Genomic DNA, 14,399 nt, shown 5'->3' with positions numbered 1-14,399 from the left:
TCACTTTCTGCTGGTCACTGGGTTAGAGTTCTACTCGTTCGAGGCGCTCACAGCGCAGAGAGCAGCGGGGCTATAGCTCAGTTGGTAGAGCGCTTGCATGGCATGCAAGAGGTCAGGAGTTCAATTCTCCTTAGCTCCACAGCCCGGATCCCGCCCCCGCCAGGGGGCGGGATTTCTGCTTTGCGGAACCCGCGGCGCGGTCGGAGGCCACCGGTGACGGTCACTCAGCCCGGCGCGGCCGACCGGGGTCGTTTCATGGCACTGGCCCCCTTGCGGGGGCATGGCAGAATCGGACGGCCTGAGGGGGACGGACCGATCGGGAGGGAGTGCGGGATGCCTGCGAGCCGCGAAGAGGTCCCTGGCCTGCCCGGCGCGGCGGAGGATCAAGCCCGCCTCACTTGCCCGTCCTGCGGTTCCGACAAGGTCGCCCAAGTGCTCGGCGACAACGGCGGGGTGTCCTGCGTGTGCACGGCCTGCGGCCACGCCTGGAGCTGAGCCATGGGTGCACACAGGCGGAGGTGCGACTGGTGCGACAGCGGTACGCCCATTGTTCGCGACATGGACCCGGTCAACCCCGACTACCAGTACTGGTGTGAGGAGTGCGCGCGGGCGCTGATCATAAAAGGCGACCCCATCGAGACCTACCGGGAGCTGGAGGGGGAGCCGATCTACGGCCGGCTGCTGGACGAGCACTGCACACTCAAGCGCTTCTACTCGTTCGTCGCGGCCTGACCATCATCGAGAAACCTGCCGATACCGGACATATCTTCCCCGGCGGGCAATCGATTTGGTGGTCGGGTGGGCGTCCGGGTAGTGTTCTCGATGTCGCCGGGGGAACCGGGCGGGAAAACAGAACAAGGGGCTATAGCTCAGTTGGTAGAGCGCTTGCATGGCATGCAAGAGGTCAGGAGTTCAATTCTCCTTAGCTCCACAGGAAGAAGGCGGGCCATCCGGATCGGATGGCCCGCCTTCGTCATGTGCGCCCAGCATGGGCGATTGCTTGGGGGTGAAAGTCCCCTGGGGGAAGAGGTGGTGCTAACCCCGAGCCGGAGGCAAGGGCGTCATCGTGAGGTGGGGTCTGGAGGAAGCCCGAGGCGAGACCTGGGTACCGAGGAACACGAACCGTGTATGAGGCGTGCTGGTCGGGTGAGCCTGCATGGCAAGGCGAAGCCCGTCACTGCCAAGAGGGCCAGTGCGTAAACGCGGCGGAGATCCAGGGACAGTGATCGTTCTTACCTGGGGAGATCTGTTCGGGTGTCGGTTGTGCTGAGGTGTCGCCGCGCCGACGGAGTGGGCCGGGAGGCCGACTCTGACCGGGCAGAAGTCAGCAGAGGCCGTAGTACCAGCCGGGATGGCCGCCGCTTGGCGGTGGGCTGGGAAGGGCCGAACATCGAGTGGAACGGGTGATGTGGTGGTTGCTCGTGCTGGTCACATGGACCGCGGCAAGTCCGCTTCGGCGGTGCCGACCGGGGAGGGACCGGTGCATTCCGGAAGTGTCCCGGCGGAGCGTAGTGGCCGGTCGGCGCACTCCATGGAGGACGTTCACCGGGAGCGGGAGTCCTCGCTGTGGGAGCGGATGCTCTCCAGGGAGAACCTGCTCGCGGCGCTCAACCGCGTCGAAGTGAACCGGGGTGCACCCGGAGTGGATGGCATGACTACGGCTGAGTTGCGGCCGTGGATCGCAGTGCACTGGCCTGAAGTGAGGGCCGAACTCGACGCGGGCATCTACCGGCCGGCGCCGGTCCGTCAGGTGATCATCCCGAAGCCTGGTGGCGGCGAGCGGATGCTGGGGGTGCCGCGGGTGCTGGACCGCTTGATCCAGCAGGCCATCGCGCAAGTACTCGTGCCCATCTTCGACCCGCAGTTCTCGGGGTCGTCCTTCGGATTCCGTCCCGGCCGGTCCGCCCATCAGGCGGTCCGGGTCGCGCGGCGGGCGATCGAGGACGGCTACCGGTGGGTCGTGGACCTTGATCTGGACCGGTTCTTCGACCGGGTCCAGCATGACGTCCTGATGGCGCGGGTCGCGCGCAAGGTCGCTGACCGCAGGGTCTTGAGACTGGTCCGCAGGTATTTGGAAGCCGGGATCATGGTGGACGGCATCAAGATGCCGAGCGAAGAGGGGACCCCGCAGGGGTCCCCGCTGTCGCCGGTGCTGTCGAACATCATGCTCGACGACCTGGACCGGGAACTGTTCAGGCGCGGTCACCGGTTCGTGCGCTACGCCGACGACGTGCGCGTCTTCGTGCGGAGCGAACGAGCCGCCAGAAGGGTGCTCGCCTCGGTCACGGCCGTGGTCGAGCAGCGGCTGAAACTGATGGTCAACCGGGAGAAGTCGAAGGTGGGCCACGCCCGCTCGGCGGTGCTGCTGGGGTTCGGCTTCTACTTCACCCGGGCCGGGGTCAGGATCCGGGTCGATCCGAAGGCGGTCAAGCGCCTGAAGGACCGGCTGCGGGAGTTGACCTCGCGCCGGTGGAGCATCGCGATGGATGAACGCATCGCGAAGATCAACCGCTTCACCACCGGATGGATGGGCTACTTCCAGCTAGCGGACACCCCGAAGGTGTTCAGGGAGCTGGACGAGTGGTTCCGCCGCAGGATGCGGCAGATCCGCTGGAAGGAATGGAAGCTCCCCAAGGCCCGGTTCAGGAACCTCCGCGAGCTCGGCATCGCCGAGTGGAAGGCCCGCGAATGGGCGGGCAGCGGCAAGGGTTACTGGCGGATCGCGGGATCGGCTGTCCTTCAGCGGGCGATGCCCAACTCTCACTGGGACGACCTCGGCCTGCGCATGCTCAAGCCGACCTGGCAACGGTTGAGATCAGCTTGATGAACCGCCGGATGCGTGGCCCGCATGTCCGGTGGTGTGAGAGGAGGGACGGGCGACCCGTCCCTCCTACTCGATCTCTCAACCCCGGCCCCTGTCCAGGGCCTTCCGGCCGACGGACGGCAGTGCGGGATGTTCCGGAGGCGTCTGCTCCATACGGAGCGCCAGGGCGGGGCAGCGGCGCACGGCCAGCTCCGCACGCCCCTGGAGATGCACCGGAACCATCACCTCCGCCGGGGCCGGATAGCCGTCGGACCCCATGCCGATCAGCTCGGGAGCGATGTCCGCACACAGACCATGGCCCTGGCAGAGTGTCCAGTCCACGGCCAGCCGCCGTCCGCTGGGTACGCCCCGCTGCTCGTCACCCGGTGCCGGGATCGGCAGCACCCCCGCCGTCCTCCGCCCGCAGCCGCCGCCCAGCACATGCGCGGCCAGATCGTCCGTGAACGTCGAAAGGGTGGAGGCGAGGAAGCGCGCGGAACCGTCCGGGTGCTTGCAGGCTCCCCGTCCCTTGACGGTCCGCGTCACCTCGCGCAGCGCCTCCAGGGCCGCGGGCCCGCCCCCGTTCAGTACGTCCGACAGTCCGCTCGCTGCCGCGGGCAGTCCCAGCCGGCACGGTCCGCACTGGCCCGTGGACTCCGAGGCCAGCCACTCGGCGACCCGCAGTGCCTCGCCGAGCGGGCAGGTGCCGGGGCCGATCGGCAGGATCGCGCCCGCGCCCAGCGTGCCGCCCAGCGCCGCCAGCGACGCGCGGGAGACGACCGCGTCGGCGGTGCCCGCCGTGTCGATCCAGCTGCCGTGATAGCCGCCGGTCAGTACGCCCTGGGGAAGCGGCGGAGCACCGGCCGCCTGGATGACGTACCGCAGCGGCACACCCGTCGGCACTTCCACCACCATCGGGCGGGGTACCGCACCGGAGAGCGTGAGCAGGACCGTGCCGGGCTCGGTGTCCAGGCCTGTGTGGCAGTAGCCGCGCGCGCCGATACGGGCGGCGACGGCGAGCTGTGCGTACGTCTCCGCGTTCGAGAGCAGCGTCGGAGCACCGCCGACGCCGGAGTCCGACGCGCGCTCACGGCGGCCGGGCGGCAGGGCGGGGCCGCCGTCCGCGGCGCGGACGACGGCGGAGGCCTCGCCGGAGACCATGCGCTCCGGCGTACGCACGACGCGCGCGTGCAGCGCCGCGCGCCTGGACGGCCTGCGCGGCAGGCCGCGCTCCGCGAGGGCGGCCCGCACCGAGGCCTCGGTGGAGTCGCGTGTGACGGCCACGATCAGGGTGCGCGCGCCCACTGCCTCCGCCGACAGCAGTGCGCCGTCCAGAACGAGGTGCGGGGCGCGGTTCAGCAGCACGGTGTCCTTGCGGCAGGCCGGCTCGCCCTCGCTGCCGTTGATCACGACAACGGGACGTACCCCGCGCCGGGCGGCCGTCTCGGCGACCGCACGCAGCTTTCTGCCGAACGGGAAGCCCGCGCCGCCGCGCCCTCTCAGGGATATGTCCTCGGCGAGCCGGGCGAGCCGCTCGGCCGTCAGGGTTCCGAGGGGTCCGTGCACCTTCAGGTGCAGGGCCCGGTCCAGGCGCTCGGCCAGGTCGAAACCCGAGGTCAGCCGGGGCAGGCCGACGACGCGGACCTCGGGGACGTCGGGGAGGGGTGCGTTCACAGGCGTTCTCCTCCGGGTGAGTGCCAGGGGTCCCCGGCCGGTGGGCTGCCGTACGCGGCGGGGGTGGCCTGCCCGGGCGGCGGGGGCGATGGGGTGGGCCGGCACCCGGGGCGTACCCGTGCCTCGGACAGCACCGGCAGCTCCTCGGTCATCGGCACGCGCCGCGTGAGCGGGGGCTCGCCGGCGGCGGAGACGACGGCGCTGTCCTTCCGGCCTCCCGCAGAAGCGGCGAGCGTCGTGATCCGGGCGGCGATCCGGCGCTTCAGCGGGTACGGCAGCAACCTCGGCGACAGCGCCGCGCCGACCGCGACCAGCGACAGGCAGTACATGACGATCACCCAGGTCTTCGGCGGCCGTCCCGCGTACAGGCCGTGCACCAGGGCCGCGCACCACGCCGGATAGGCCAGCATGTGCAGTGACCGCCAGCGGCCCGCGATGCCGCTGCCGGGGGAGGCGAAGGCGCCGCGCAGTGCCCCCGTGGCGGCCGCGGTCATCATGAGGAGGCCGCCGAGCGAGCCGAAGCCGATGAGCCCGGCCGTGCCGCGTACGCCGAGACCGAAGGGGAACAGCGCGCCGAGCAGTGCCACATGGCCCAATGAGACCTTGACGGTGATGTGCAGCAGCAGGAAACCGAGCGAGGCGACCGCGGTCACGCGGTGGACGCCCTGGGCGAGCAGCCGGTGGCGCGGGGTGAGCAGCAGCCGGTCGGTGGCGAGCAGTCCCCAGGCGACGGAGGCGGTGAGGGAGACCAGGGAAAGGACCCCGGCGGTGAAATCGAGCCCGGTGCGTAATGTGTCGCCGCCCTTGACGGCGATCAGGGGTAACAGCACCAGGACGGCGAGGGACAGTCCCCCTCTGACCGGTCGCGGAAGCGGCCGGGCCGGTGCGGGGGATGAACGGATCTTGCGATGGGGGGCCATGGGGGCGACTCCGAATGGGTTCGGTGATGCGGTCCCGTTGCGGCATGCTAGGTCGCCCCGTACCGGCTGGTTCGGTGTTTTGCCGTATATCGCCGTTCGAAGCCTCTGCGCGGCCCCAGCGGGCCCTGCGGTACCCTGGCGCCATGCGTGCCGTACGCCTTCTGCTTAGCGAGCCGCGCTGATCAGTCCCGACGGATGAAAGATCCGGTCGGAATCGGCGCGGCGTCCCCTCCTGTGCGAGGGGCTTTTTCGTTTCCGTATACGCGCAGCAGAGACGACCGATGGAGCTTCAGAGGATCATGAGCGAGACGAATTCCGGTTCCGCGGCCGAGGTGGCCGCGCCGCATCGTTACACGGCTGCGACGGCCGCGGACATCGAGGCACGCTGGCAGGACTTCTGGGACGCCGAGGGCACCTATGCGGCACCCAACCCCGGTGGTGACCTGGCCGGCGATCCGGCCGTGGTCGCCAGGCCCAAGAAGTTCATCATGGACATGTTCCCGTACCCCTCGGGTGCGGGGCTGCACGTCGGCCACCCGCTGGGCTACATCGCCACCGATGTGTACGCCCGCCACCAGCGGATGACCGGGCACAACGTCCTGCACACCCTGGGCTTCGACGCCTTCGGCCTGCCCGCCGAGCAGTACGCCGTGCAGACCGGCACCCACCCGCGGGTGTCCACCGAGGCGAACATCCAGAACATGAAGGCGCAGCTGCGCCGGCTGGGCCTGGGCCACGACAAGCGCCGCTCCTTCGCGACGATCGACCCGGACTACTACAAGTGGACCCAGTGGATCTTCGTCCAGATCTTCAACTCCTGGTACGACGAGACGGCGAAGAAGGCGCGCCCGATCGCCGACCTGGTGGCGCAGTTCGAGAGCGGGGAGCGCGCGACCCCTGGGGGCACCTCCCAGGCCGAAGGCTCTGGAGGAGGGCGCCCCTGGGGCGAGCTGAGCGCCGCCGAGCGTGACGCCGTCCTGGGCGAGTACCGCCTGGCCTATGCCTCCGAATCGCCGGTCAACTGGTGCCCGGGCCTGGGTACGGTCCTGGCCAACGAGGAGGTCACTGCCGACGGCCGCTCCGAGCGCGGCAACTTCCCCGTCTTCAAGGCCAAGCTGCGCCAGTGGAACATGCGTATCACCGCCTACGCCGACCGACTGCTGGACGACCTGGAGGAGCTGGACTGGCCCGAGGCCATCAAGCTGCAGCAGCGCAACTGGATCGGCCGCAGCGAGGGCGCCCGCGTCGACTTCCCGCTGGGCGACGAGAAGATCACCGTCTTCACCACCCGCCCCGACACCCTGTTCGGCGCCACCTACATGGTGCTGGCGCCGGAGCACCCGCTGGTGGAGAAGTTCGTCCCGGAGGCCTGGCCCGAGGGCACACACGACGCGTGGACCGGCGGCCACGCCACCCCGGCCGAGGCCGTCGCGGCGTACCGCAAGCAGGCCGCCTCCAAGTCTGACGTCGAGCGGCAGGCCGAGGCCAAGGAGAAGACCGGTGTCTTCACCGGTGAGTACGCCCTGAACCCGGTCAGCGGCGAGAAGGTGCCCGTCTTCATCGCCGACTACGTGCTGATGGGCTATGGAACCGGCGCGATCATGGCCGTACCGGCGCACGACAGCCGTGACTTCGAGTTCGCGCGCGCCTTCGAGCTGCCGATGCGCTGTGTCGTCGAGCCCACCGACGGCCGTGGCACCGACCCGTCGGCCTGGGACGACGCCTTTGTCTCGTACGACGCGAAGATCATCAACTCGGCGGACGGCAGCGTCTCGCTGGACGGCCTGGGTGTCGTCGAGGCCAAGGCGAAGATCACCGAGTGGCTGGCCGACCGGGGCATCGGCGAAGGCACCGTCAACTTCCGGCTGCGCGACTGGCTGTTCAGCCGTCAGCGCTACTGGGGCGAGCCGTTCCCGATCGTCTACGACGAGGACGGTGCCGCCCACTCCCTGCCCGAGTCGATGCTGCCGCTGGAGCTGCCGGAGGTCGACGACTACACCCCGCGCACCTTCGACCCGGACGACGCCGACTCCGAGCCGGAGACCCCGCTGTCCCGCAACGAGGAGTGGGTGAACGTCACCCTCGACCTGGGTGACGGCCCGAAGAAGTACCGGCGTGAGACCAACACCATGCCGAACTGGGCCGGTTCGTGCTGGTACGAGCTGCGCTACCTGGACCCGCACAATGAACAGCAACTGGTCGACCCGGAGATCGAGCGGTACTGGATGGGCCCGCGCGACGGGCAGCCGCACGGTGGTGTCGACCTGTACGTCGGCGGTGCCGAGCACGCCGTCCTGCACCTGCTGTACGCCCGCTTCTGGTCCAAGATGCTGTTCGACCTGGGGCACATCTCGTCCCCCGAGCCGTTCCACAAGCTGTTCAACCAGGGCATGATCCAGGCGTACGTCTACCGGGACGGCCGCGGCTTCCCGGTGCCGGCCACCGAGGTCGAGGAGCGCGACGGCAAGTTCTTCTTCGAGGGCGAGCCGGTCAAGCGCGAGCTGGGCAAGATGGGCAAGTCCCTGAAGAACGCGGTCACTCCGGACGAGATCTGCGAGGAGTACGGCGCCGACACGCTGCGCCTGTACGAGATGGCGATGGGCCCGCTGGACGTCTCCCGCCCGTGGGACACCCGCGCTGTCGTCGGCCAGTACCGGCTGCTGCAGCGGCTGTGGCGCAATGTCGTCGACGAGGCCACCGGTGAGACCACCGTGGCCGACACCGAGCCCGACGAGGCCACTCTGCGTGCCCTGCACAAGGCGATCGACGGTGTCGGCCAGGACATGGCCGCGATGCGCTTCAACACCGCCATCGCCAAGATCACCGAGCTGAACAACCACCTGACCAAGGCGGGAGGCGCCGTGCCGCGCTCGGTGGCCGAGCGGCTGGTGCTGCTGATCGCTCCGTTGGCCCCGCACATCGCCGAGGAACTGTGGCGCAAGCTGGGGCACACCGACTCGGTGGTCCACCGGGACTTCCCGGTCGCCGACCCGGCGTACGTGGTCGACGAGACCGTGACCTGCGTCGTTCAGATCAAGGGCAAGGTCAAGGCGAGGCTGGAGGTCTCCCCGTCGATCTCCGACGAGGAGCTGGAGAAGCTGGCCCTGGCCGATCCGGCGGTCGTCGCCGCGCTGGGCGGCGCGGGCATCCGCAAGGTGATCGCGCGGGCACCGAAGCTGGTGAACATCGTCACCGCCTGAGTCCGCGTGACGGCGTTGTAAGGGCTATCCCCTACGGGCAGGTTGGGGGTTCCTCGGAACCCACGGCCTGCCCATCAGCGTTTACGGTGGGAGCAGACACTTCGACCGAGGGGACGAACGTTCATGGAAGCCGCGATCCTGATCCTGGCGCTGCTCTTTGTCGCGTTCGTGACCCTGGGCGTGTACGTCAGTGTGAAGGCGATCGGCGCGGCGAAACGGGGCGTGGACCGGACGATCACACAGGCGCGCCGCACCGTCGAGGACACCACCCTGAGGGCGAAGAGCTACGGCCAGACCGGAGTGGCGGGCGAGCTGGCGCAGCTGCGGCTGTCCCTGCGTACGTCGATGAGGGCGACGCAGGACGCGCTGAACGCGGGTGTCGTGGACGACCCCTCGCTGAAGGAGTCGATCGGCCTTTTCCAGCGGCTGAGCGCCCATGGGCACGAGCTGGACGACGAGCTGAGGAGGCTGGAGCGCGACCCGGACCGGGCCGCGCTCAAGGACCGGCTGCCGCAGCTCCGGGAACGCACGGAGCGGATCACGCATGCCGCCGACTCACTGCGGTGGGCGGCCCGCGACCGGGCCCAGCAGTTCGCCGACGACGACCTGGAGGCGCTGAGCGCGCAGATCGAGGTGGAGTCGGGCGCCCTGCGCGACTGGTCGAAGTCCCCCCTGGACGAGCAGCCGTGGCCGGAACCCGGCCCCGGAGCCCCGGTCGCCTCGCAGTCCCGGCCCGACCCGGCGGCAGCCGCCGAGCCCGGGGGCCCGCAGGCGATCACAGCGCCGGACCCGCGGCAGCAGACCTACCCCTGGGAGAAGACGACCCACCCCCGTCCGGAGACGACCACCTGACGATCGGCAGGCAGTGACACGTTCAGTCACCATCTGCTCCCTTTCTGTGATGCGGTGGTATCGTCGGTTCCAGCGGAGTGTCTGCTATCGGCTAGGTGTGACTCGCGCGTGACCAGAGGATCGTGCCGAGAGAGCTACCCGCCGGGGCACTTGCAGCCGGGGATCGCATGGGGAGGCGCACCGCCCCGCTGAGGACTTCGCGCAGGCCATGTGCCATGAAGACGCGGATCGCCGAGGCGGACCAGCACGCTTCCCGCCCCCGAAGACCGTTCGCGGGGCGCCAGGCCGAAACGTCTGGGCTTTGGGGATACGGCCGACCCTGGTCGAATCTTGTAGGAACGGTAACCTCCCGCTCATGTCCCGTGTCGCGATCGTCACCGATTCAACCGCCTACCTGCCGCCGCAGACGACGGAGCGGCACGGGATCACCTCCGTGCCGCTGACCGTGGTCCTGGGCGACCGGGCACTGGAGGAGGGCACCGAGATCTCGGCCCGCTCGCTCGCGCAGGCGCTCCAGAAACGGCGGCCCGTCACGACCTCGCGTCCGAGCCCTGAGGTGTTCGCGGAGACCTACCGCGCCGTCGCCGAGGCCGGAGCCACCGGGATCGTCTCGCTGCACCTCTCGTCAGAGCTCTCCGGCACCTACGACGCCGCGGTGCTCGCAGCGCGGAACGCGCCCGTTCCGGTGCGTGTCGTGGACACGGGCATGATCGCCATGGCTCTGGGATTCTGCGCGCTCGCCGCCGCGGAGGCGGCGGACCTGGGAGGCACGCCGGACGAGGCGGTCGTCGCCGCGCAGAAGCGCGCCGAGGGCATGTCCGCCTTCTTCTACGTCGACACGCTGGACTATCTGCGCAGGGGCGGCCGGATCGGAGCGGCGCAGGCCCTGCTGGGGTCGGCGCTGTCGGTCAAGCCACTGCTCCAGCTGCAGGGCGGCCGGATCGAGCCACTGGAGAAGGTGCGCACGGCGTCCAAGGCGATCGCCCGGCTGGAGGAGATCGTGGTCGAGCGAGCCGGGGCCGGCCCGGTCGACATCGCCGTGCACCACCTGGCCGCGCCCGAGCGGGCCGAGCGGCTCTCCGAACGCCTGCGCGAGCGGGTCCCGGGCCTGGCCGAGCTCCATGTCAGCGAGGTCGGTGCGGTCATCGGCGCGCATACCGGACCGGGGCTGCTGGGGGTCGTCGTCTCGCCGCGCTGACCCTCATACGGGTGGCCGACTTTTCCACAATGGGGCGGCTGTCCACCGAAATCAGGGCGGCTCGGCGGGGAAGAGCGGAAATGCCTAGCGTCTTGTGGCATGGCTCTTCGATCACACTCCGCAACCAGCGGCCCGGGCCGTGCTCCGGGTTCGGACGGCCGCGCCCGGCCCGGGCGGCCGCGTCACCGCCCCGGCGTGGCGGCCTCGGTGGACCTGCGGCGACGCGCCGAGGCGCTCTTCCCGGGCGCGCCCGCACCACCGGGCCCGGCACTCGGTCCGCCCCCGCCGGCCCGGCCGCCGGCGCTCGCTCCGACGGCCGCCGGCTCTGCGCCCACGGCGTCGAGCGCCCCGGAGCGGACCGAGGAGGAGGGCATGCCGCCCGAGGAACGGGTCCGGCTCGCCCTGCGGGAACGGCTCCCTGTCTGGGTGCAGTCGAGGTGCGGGCTCGCGCCGAGGAGTCTGGCAGCCCTGACCGTGGTCCTTCTCGTGGGCGTGGTCTTCGCCGTCCAGCACTTCTGGACCGGCCGCCCGCAGACGGTACGGGCACCCGAGGTGATGAGCGAGCCGCAACCATCCCCGCTTCCGCAGCCGTTGGCGAGCCCGCCGGGGCAGCGCATCGTCGTCGACATCAGCGGCAAGGTCCGGCACCCGGGGATCCATGAGCTGCCGGCCGGAGCACGGGTGGCCGACGCGCTGCGGGCAGCGGGGGGTGTCACCCCGGGCGCGGACACGACCGGGCTCAATCAGGCACGGCAGCTCATGGACGGCGAACAGGTGGTGGTGGGGCTGCCCGCACCACCGGGAGCGGCGGCACCGGCGGGCCCCGGTGCCCCGGCGGCCGGGCCGATCAGCCTCAACACCGCGACCGCGGACCAGTTCGACACCTTGCCCGGAGTCGGCCCGGTGCTCGCTCAGAACATCGTCGACTACCGCACCCAGCACGGCGGGTTCCGGTCCGTGGACGAGCTCCGCGAGGTGAACGGCATCGGTGACCGCCGCTTCACCGATCTCCGCCCCCTGGTACGGCCATGACCCGCCCGGAGGCTGACGCGGCGGCGGGTGGCGGGCCGAGTGCCGGTGCCGGCCGCCCGGTAGTTCACGCCGCGTCGGGTCACCGGCTGGGCGCCGCCAACCCGTGGCAGAGAGCGCCGGCGGATCTGCGGCTGGTCCCGCCCGCCCTGGCGGCCTGGGCCGCGGCGGCCCTGTCCACGGCCGCCCCGCCGCACTGGTCAGCCCTGGCCGTGACGTCCTGCGTCCTCCTGGCAGCCGCGCTCCTGACCCCACGACTCCTGCGCGCCGTGCGGACGCGCCGGGCACTGCCGGGAGCGCCCGGAACGCGGCCCCTGCCGGGCACGGCGGACGGCAACGCCCGCGTTCACCGCCGCGGGCGGACGGGACGCGTCGGCACGGCCGTCGCGGTGCTGCTGTGCACCGGCGCGGGGGCCGCGACGGGCGCGTTGCACGGGGCAGCCGCGCAGCGAGGGCCCGTTGCCGGGCTGGCCCGGGAGCACGCGCGCGTCACCGCTGAGCTGGTCGTCACCTCCGATCCACGGACGGCCGGGCCGACGACGCACAGGGTCGTGGTCGTCGACGCCGATGTCACCCGCGTCACCGGCCCGGACGGTGCCGTCGCCGAAGTCCGGACACCCGTCCTGCTCCTCGTCACGTCAGGCGACAGAGCAGCCGACTGGCAGCGCCTGCTGCCGTCCACCGGGCTGCGGCTGGCCGCGACAAGCGCGCCACCGCAGCCCGGTGAGCACAGGATCGCGGCGGTGCTGCGGGTGCCCGGAGACGAGCCGCCACACATCCGAGAGGCGCCGAGCGGCCTTCAGCGCCTGGCCGGCCGGCTGAGGTCCGGGCTGCGCGAGGCGAGCGACGGTCTCGGCGTGGACGCGCGCGCTCTGCTCCCCGGACTGGTCGTCGGTGACACCTCCCGGGTCACGCCGGACCTCGAGGCGGCCTTCAAGGCGACCGATCTCGCACATGTCATGGCGGTTTCAGGCAGCAATCTGACGGTCGTTCTCATACTCCTGATCGGACCGCCCGGAACAGCCGGCCGGGCCGAGCGGCGCGGGCTCGCGCCCCGGCTCGGAATCCCGCTGCGGACGACCGCACTGCTCGGCGGGACGCTGACCCTCGCATTCGTCGTGGTCTGCCGCCCGGAGCCGAGCGTGCTCAGAGCCGCGGCATGCGGGCTGGTCACCCTCCTGGCCATCGGGACGGGCCGGCGCAGATCGCTCGTCCCCGCGCTCGCGGCCGCCGTACTGCTGCTGGTGCTGTACGACCCGTGGCTGGCGCGCAGCTACGGCTTTCTGCTGTCCGTACTGGCCACCGGTGCCCTGCTCACGATCGCCCCGCGCTGGAGCGACGCGCTGCGCCGGCACGGGGTGCCGGGCCGGTGCGCCGAGGTGCTGGCGGCGGCCGCCGCGGCACAGGCCGTCTGCGCCCCGGTGGTGGCCGTACTCGCGGCCAGGGTCAGCCTGGTGGCGATCCCGTGCAACCTGCTGGTGGAGGTCGCCCTCGCCCCGGCGACGGTGCTGGGCTTCGCGGCCCTGGCCGCGGCACCGGTGGCGATGCCGGCCGCCGAGTTCCTGGCCTGGTGCGCGGGATGGCCGGCCGGCTGGATCGCCGCCGTGGCTCGCGCCGGGGCCGCGCTGCCCGGGGCGGAGGCCGCCTGGCCCGGCGGGTGGGGTGGCGGCCTGCTGCTCGCCGTGCTGACCGCCTGCCTGGTGCCCGCCGCCCGCCGGATGGTCCGGCATCCCTGGCCGGCCGCCGCCTGTGCGGTGCTCCTGGTGCTCGCGGTGCTGCGCCCGGCCCCGCTCACCAGGATCGTCACCGGATGGCCGCCTTCGGGCTGGCGGCTCGTCATGTGCGATGTCGGCCAGGGAGACGCCCTGGTGCTCGCGGCGGGCGACGGCGCGGGCGTGGTCGTGGACGCGGGACCCGAGCCCGGGCTGGCCGACCGCTGTCTGGGCAGCCTGGGGATCACCCGCGTCCTGCTGCTGGTCCTCACCCACTTCCATGCCGATCATGTGGCGGGGCTGCCGGGCGTACTGCGGGGGCGCGCGGTCGGCGCGATCGAGGTGACGACCCTTGACGACCCGCCGGACCAGGCCGCGTTCGTCCGAAGAACGGCGGCCGCCGCCGGAGTACCCGTGGTCCGCGCGATTCCGGGGGAGCGGCGCAGGGCCGCCGGCCTGGACTGGCAGGTGCTGTGGCCGGCCGCCGCGGATGCCCCGGCGGCCGTCCCCGCGGGGCCGAACGACTCCAGTGTCACCCTGTTCGTCCGGGCCGGCAGGCTGAGCCTGCTGCTCCCGGGGGATCTGGAACCGCCCGCCCAGCAGGGGCTGTTGCGGACGCATCCTGAGCTGCCTCCCGTGGACGTCCTGAAAGTCGCCCATCACGGCTCGGCACACCAGGACTTCGCCGCCGTGCGCGCGATACGTCCACGCCTGGCCCTGATCTCCTGCGGCAGGGACAACGACTACGGCCACCCGTCGGCCCGCACCGTCATGGCGCTGCGCACCGCCGGAGCCGCGGTGCTGCGCACGGACACGGACGGTGCGATCGCCGTCGTGGGGGAGGGCCCGGGTCTGCGGGCGGTACCGATGGGTCATGGGCCGTAGGCGACGCGTGCTGTACGCCCCGTGCGGTCATGTCCGCGTGGACCAAAGAGGTCTGGCGAACACTCACCTCCGGCGGCGGCGCGGCACCCGCGAGGGCGGTCGGCCTTGCGGTGGGGCGGAACGGTC

Annotated in this window: 10 protein-coding genes and 2 tRNA genes; 10 read left to right on the top strand and 2 right to left on the bottom strand. The window is 71.4% G+C overall.

Annotated features, from left to right (window positions below; all coding sequences use genetic code 11):
• The first annotated feature begins 66 nt into the window (after nt 1–66).
• From ABD858_RS11045 to ltrA, 5 genes are all read left to right on the top strand, one after another.
• Nucleotides 67–139: transfer RNA gene (locus ABD858_RS11045), tRNA-Ala, on the top strand.
• A 194-nt stretch (nt 140–333) separates the two neighbouring features.
• A complete protein-coding gene (locus tag ABD858_RS11040; RefSeq protein ID WP_345036145.1) occupies nt 334–495 on the top strand; it encodes a hypothetical protein in 162 nt (53 codons plus the stop codon).
• 3 nt (nt 496–498) lie between these two features.
• The gene (locus tag ABD858_RS11035; protein ID WP_345036144.1) at nt 499–732 is read left to right on the top strand and encodes a hypothetical protein; all 234 of its coding nucleotides are present in this window, start codon (nt 499–501) and stop codon (nt 730–732) included.
• A gap of 126 nt (nt 733–858) precedes the next feature.
• A tRNA-Ala gene (locus tag ABD858_RS11030) sits at nt 859–931 on the top strand.
• A gap of 600 nt (nt 932–1,531) precedes the next feature.
• The gene (gene ltrA / locus ABD858_RS11025; protein WP_345035340.1) at nt 1,532–2,824 is read left to right on the top strand and encodes a group II intron reverse transcriptase/maturase; all 1,293 of its coding nucleotides are present in this window, start codon (nt 1,532–1,534) and stop codon (nt 2,822–2,824) included.
• A gap of 78 nt (nt 2,825–2,902) precedes the next feature.
• Here the strand turns inward: ltrA and ABD858_RS11020 are convergent, their stop codons facing one another.
• Nucleotides 2,903–4,477 (bottom strand): NADH-ubiquinone oxidoreductase-F iron-sulfur binding region domain-containing protein, encoded by a 1,575-nt coding sequence (locus ABD858_RS11020; protein ID WP_345036142.1) that lies wholly within the window; start codon nt 4,475–4,477, stop codon nt 2,903–2,905.
• Nucleotides 4,474–5,397 carry a ferric reductase-like transmembrane domain-containing protein gene (locus tag ABD858_RS11015; protein WP_345036141.1) on the bottom strand — a complete coding sequence of 308 codons (924 nt, stop codon included), beginning with the start codon at nt 5,395–5,397 and terminating at the stop codon, nt 4,474–4,476. The genes ABD858_RS11020 and ABD858_RS11015 overlap by 4 nt, the downstream gene beginning before the upstream one ends.
• Before the next feature lie 299 nt (nt 5,398–5,696).
• On the opposite strand from ABD858_RS11015, the gene leuS reads away from it, so the two are divergent.
• From leuS to ABD858_RS10990, 5 genes are all read left to right on the top strand, one after another.
• A complete protein-coding gene (gene leuS / locus ABD858_RS11010; protein ID WP_345036140.1) occupies nt 5,697–8,597 on the top strand; it encodes a leucine--tRNA ligase in 2,901 nt (966 codons plus the stop codon).
• A gap of 123 nt (nt 8,598–8,720) precedes the next feature.
• Nucleotides 8,721–9,449, top strand: a complete 729-nt coding sequence (locus ABD858_RS11005) for a hypothetical protein (protein WP_345036139.1) — start codon at nt 8,721–8,723, stop codon at nt 9,447–9,449.
• Nucleotides 9,450–9,804: 355 nt separating this feature from the next.
• The gene (locus ABD858_RS11000) at nt 9,805–10,647 is read left to right on the top strand and encodes a DegV family protein (RefSeq protein WP_345036138.1); all 843 of its coding nucleotides are present in this window, start codon (nt 9,805–9,807) and stop codon (nt 10,645–10,647) included.
• Between the two features lie 99 nt (nt 10,648–10,746).
• Entirely contained in the window at nt 10,747–11,679 is a 933-nt protein-coding gene (locus ABD858_RS10995) for a ComEA family DNA-binding protein (protein ID WP_345036137.1), read from the top strand.
• Nucleotides 11,676–14,273: a ComEC/Rec2 family competence protein gene (locus tag ABD858_RS10990; protein ID WP_345036136.1), complete on the top strand. Its 2,598-nt coding sequence runs from the start codon at nt 11,676–11,678 to the stop codon at nt 14,271–14,273. The genes ABD858_RS10995 and ABD858_RS10990 overlap by 4 nt, the downstream gene beginning before the upstream one ends.
• The last annotated feature ends 126 nt before the right edge of the window (nt 14,274–14,399 follow it).

This window comes from Streptomyces sannanensis (assembly GCF_039536205.1).
Lineage (GTDB): Bacteria > Actinomycetota > Actinomycetes > Streptomycetales > Streptomycetaceae > Streptomyces > Streptomyces sannanensis.
The sequence above is the reverse complement of the archived record's forward strand: the minus strand, read 5'-3'. Positions and strand labels throughout refer to the sequence as shown.

Coding starts and splice junctions, on each gene's coding strand:
- ABD858_RS10990 (WP_345036136.1), top strand. CDS start 11,676: ATGACCCGCCCGGAGGCTGACGCGGCGGCGGGTGGCGGGCCGAGTGCC.
- ABD858_RS10995 (WP_345036137.1), top strand. CDS start 10,747: ATGGCTCTTCGATCACACTCCGCAACCAGCGGCCCGGGCCGTGCTCCG.
- ABD858_RS11000 (WP_345036138.1), top strand. CDS start 9,805: ATGTCCCGTGTCGCGATCGTCACCGATTCAACCGCCTACCTGCCGCCG.
- ABD858_RS11035 (WP_345036144.1), top strand. CDS start 499: ATGGGTGCACACAGGCGGAGGTGCGACTGGTGCGACAGCGGTACGCCC.
- ABD858_RS11040 (WP_345036145.1), top strand. CDS start 334: ATGCCTGCGAGCCGCGAAGAGGTCCCTGGCCTGCCCGGCGCGGCGGAG.
- leuS (WP_345036140.1), top strand. CDS start 5,697: ATGAGCGAGACGAATTCCGGTTCCGCGGCCGAGGTGGCCGCGCCGCAT.
- ltrA (WP_345035340.1), top strand. CDS start 1,532: ATGGAGGACGTTCACCGGGAGCGGGAGTCCTCGCTGTGGGAGCGGATG.
- ABD858_RS11015 (WP_345036141.1), bottom strand. CDS start 5,397: ATGGCCCCCCATCGCAAGATCCGTTCATCCCCCGCACCGGCCCGGCCG.
- ABD858_RS11005 (WP_345036139.1), top strand. CDS start 8,721: ATGGAAGCCGCGATCCTGATCCTGGCGCTGCTCTTTGTCGCGTTCGTG.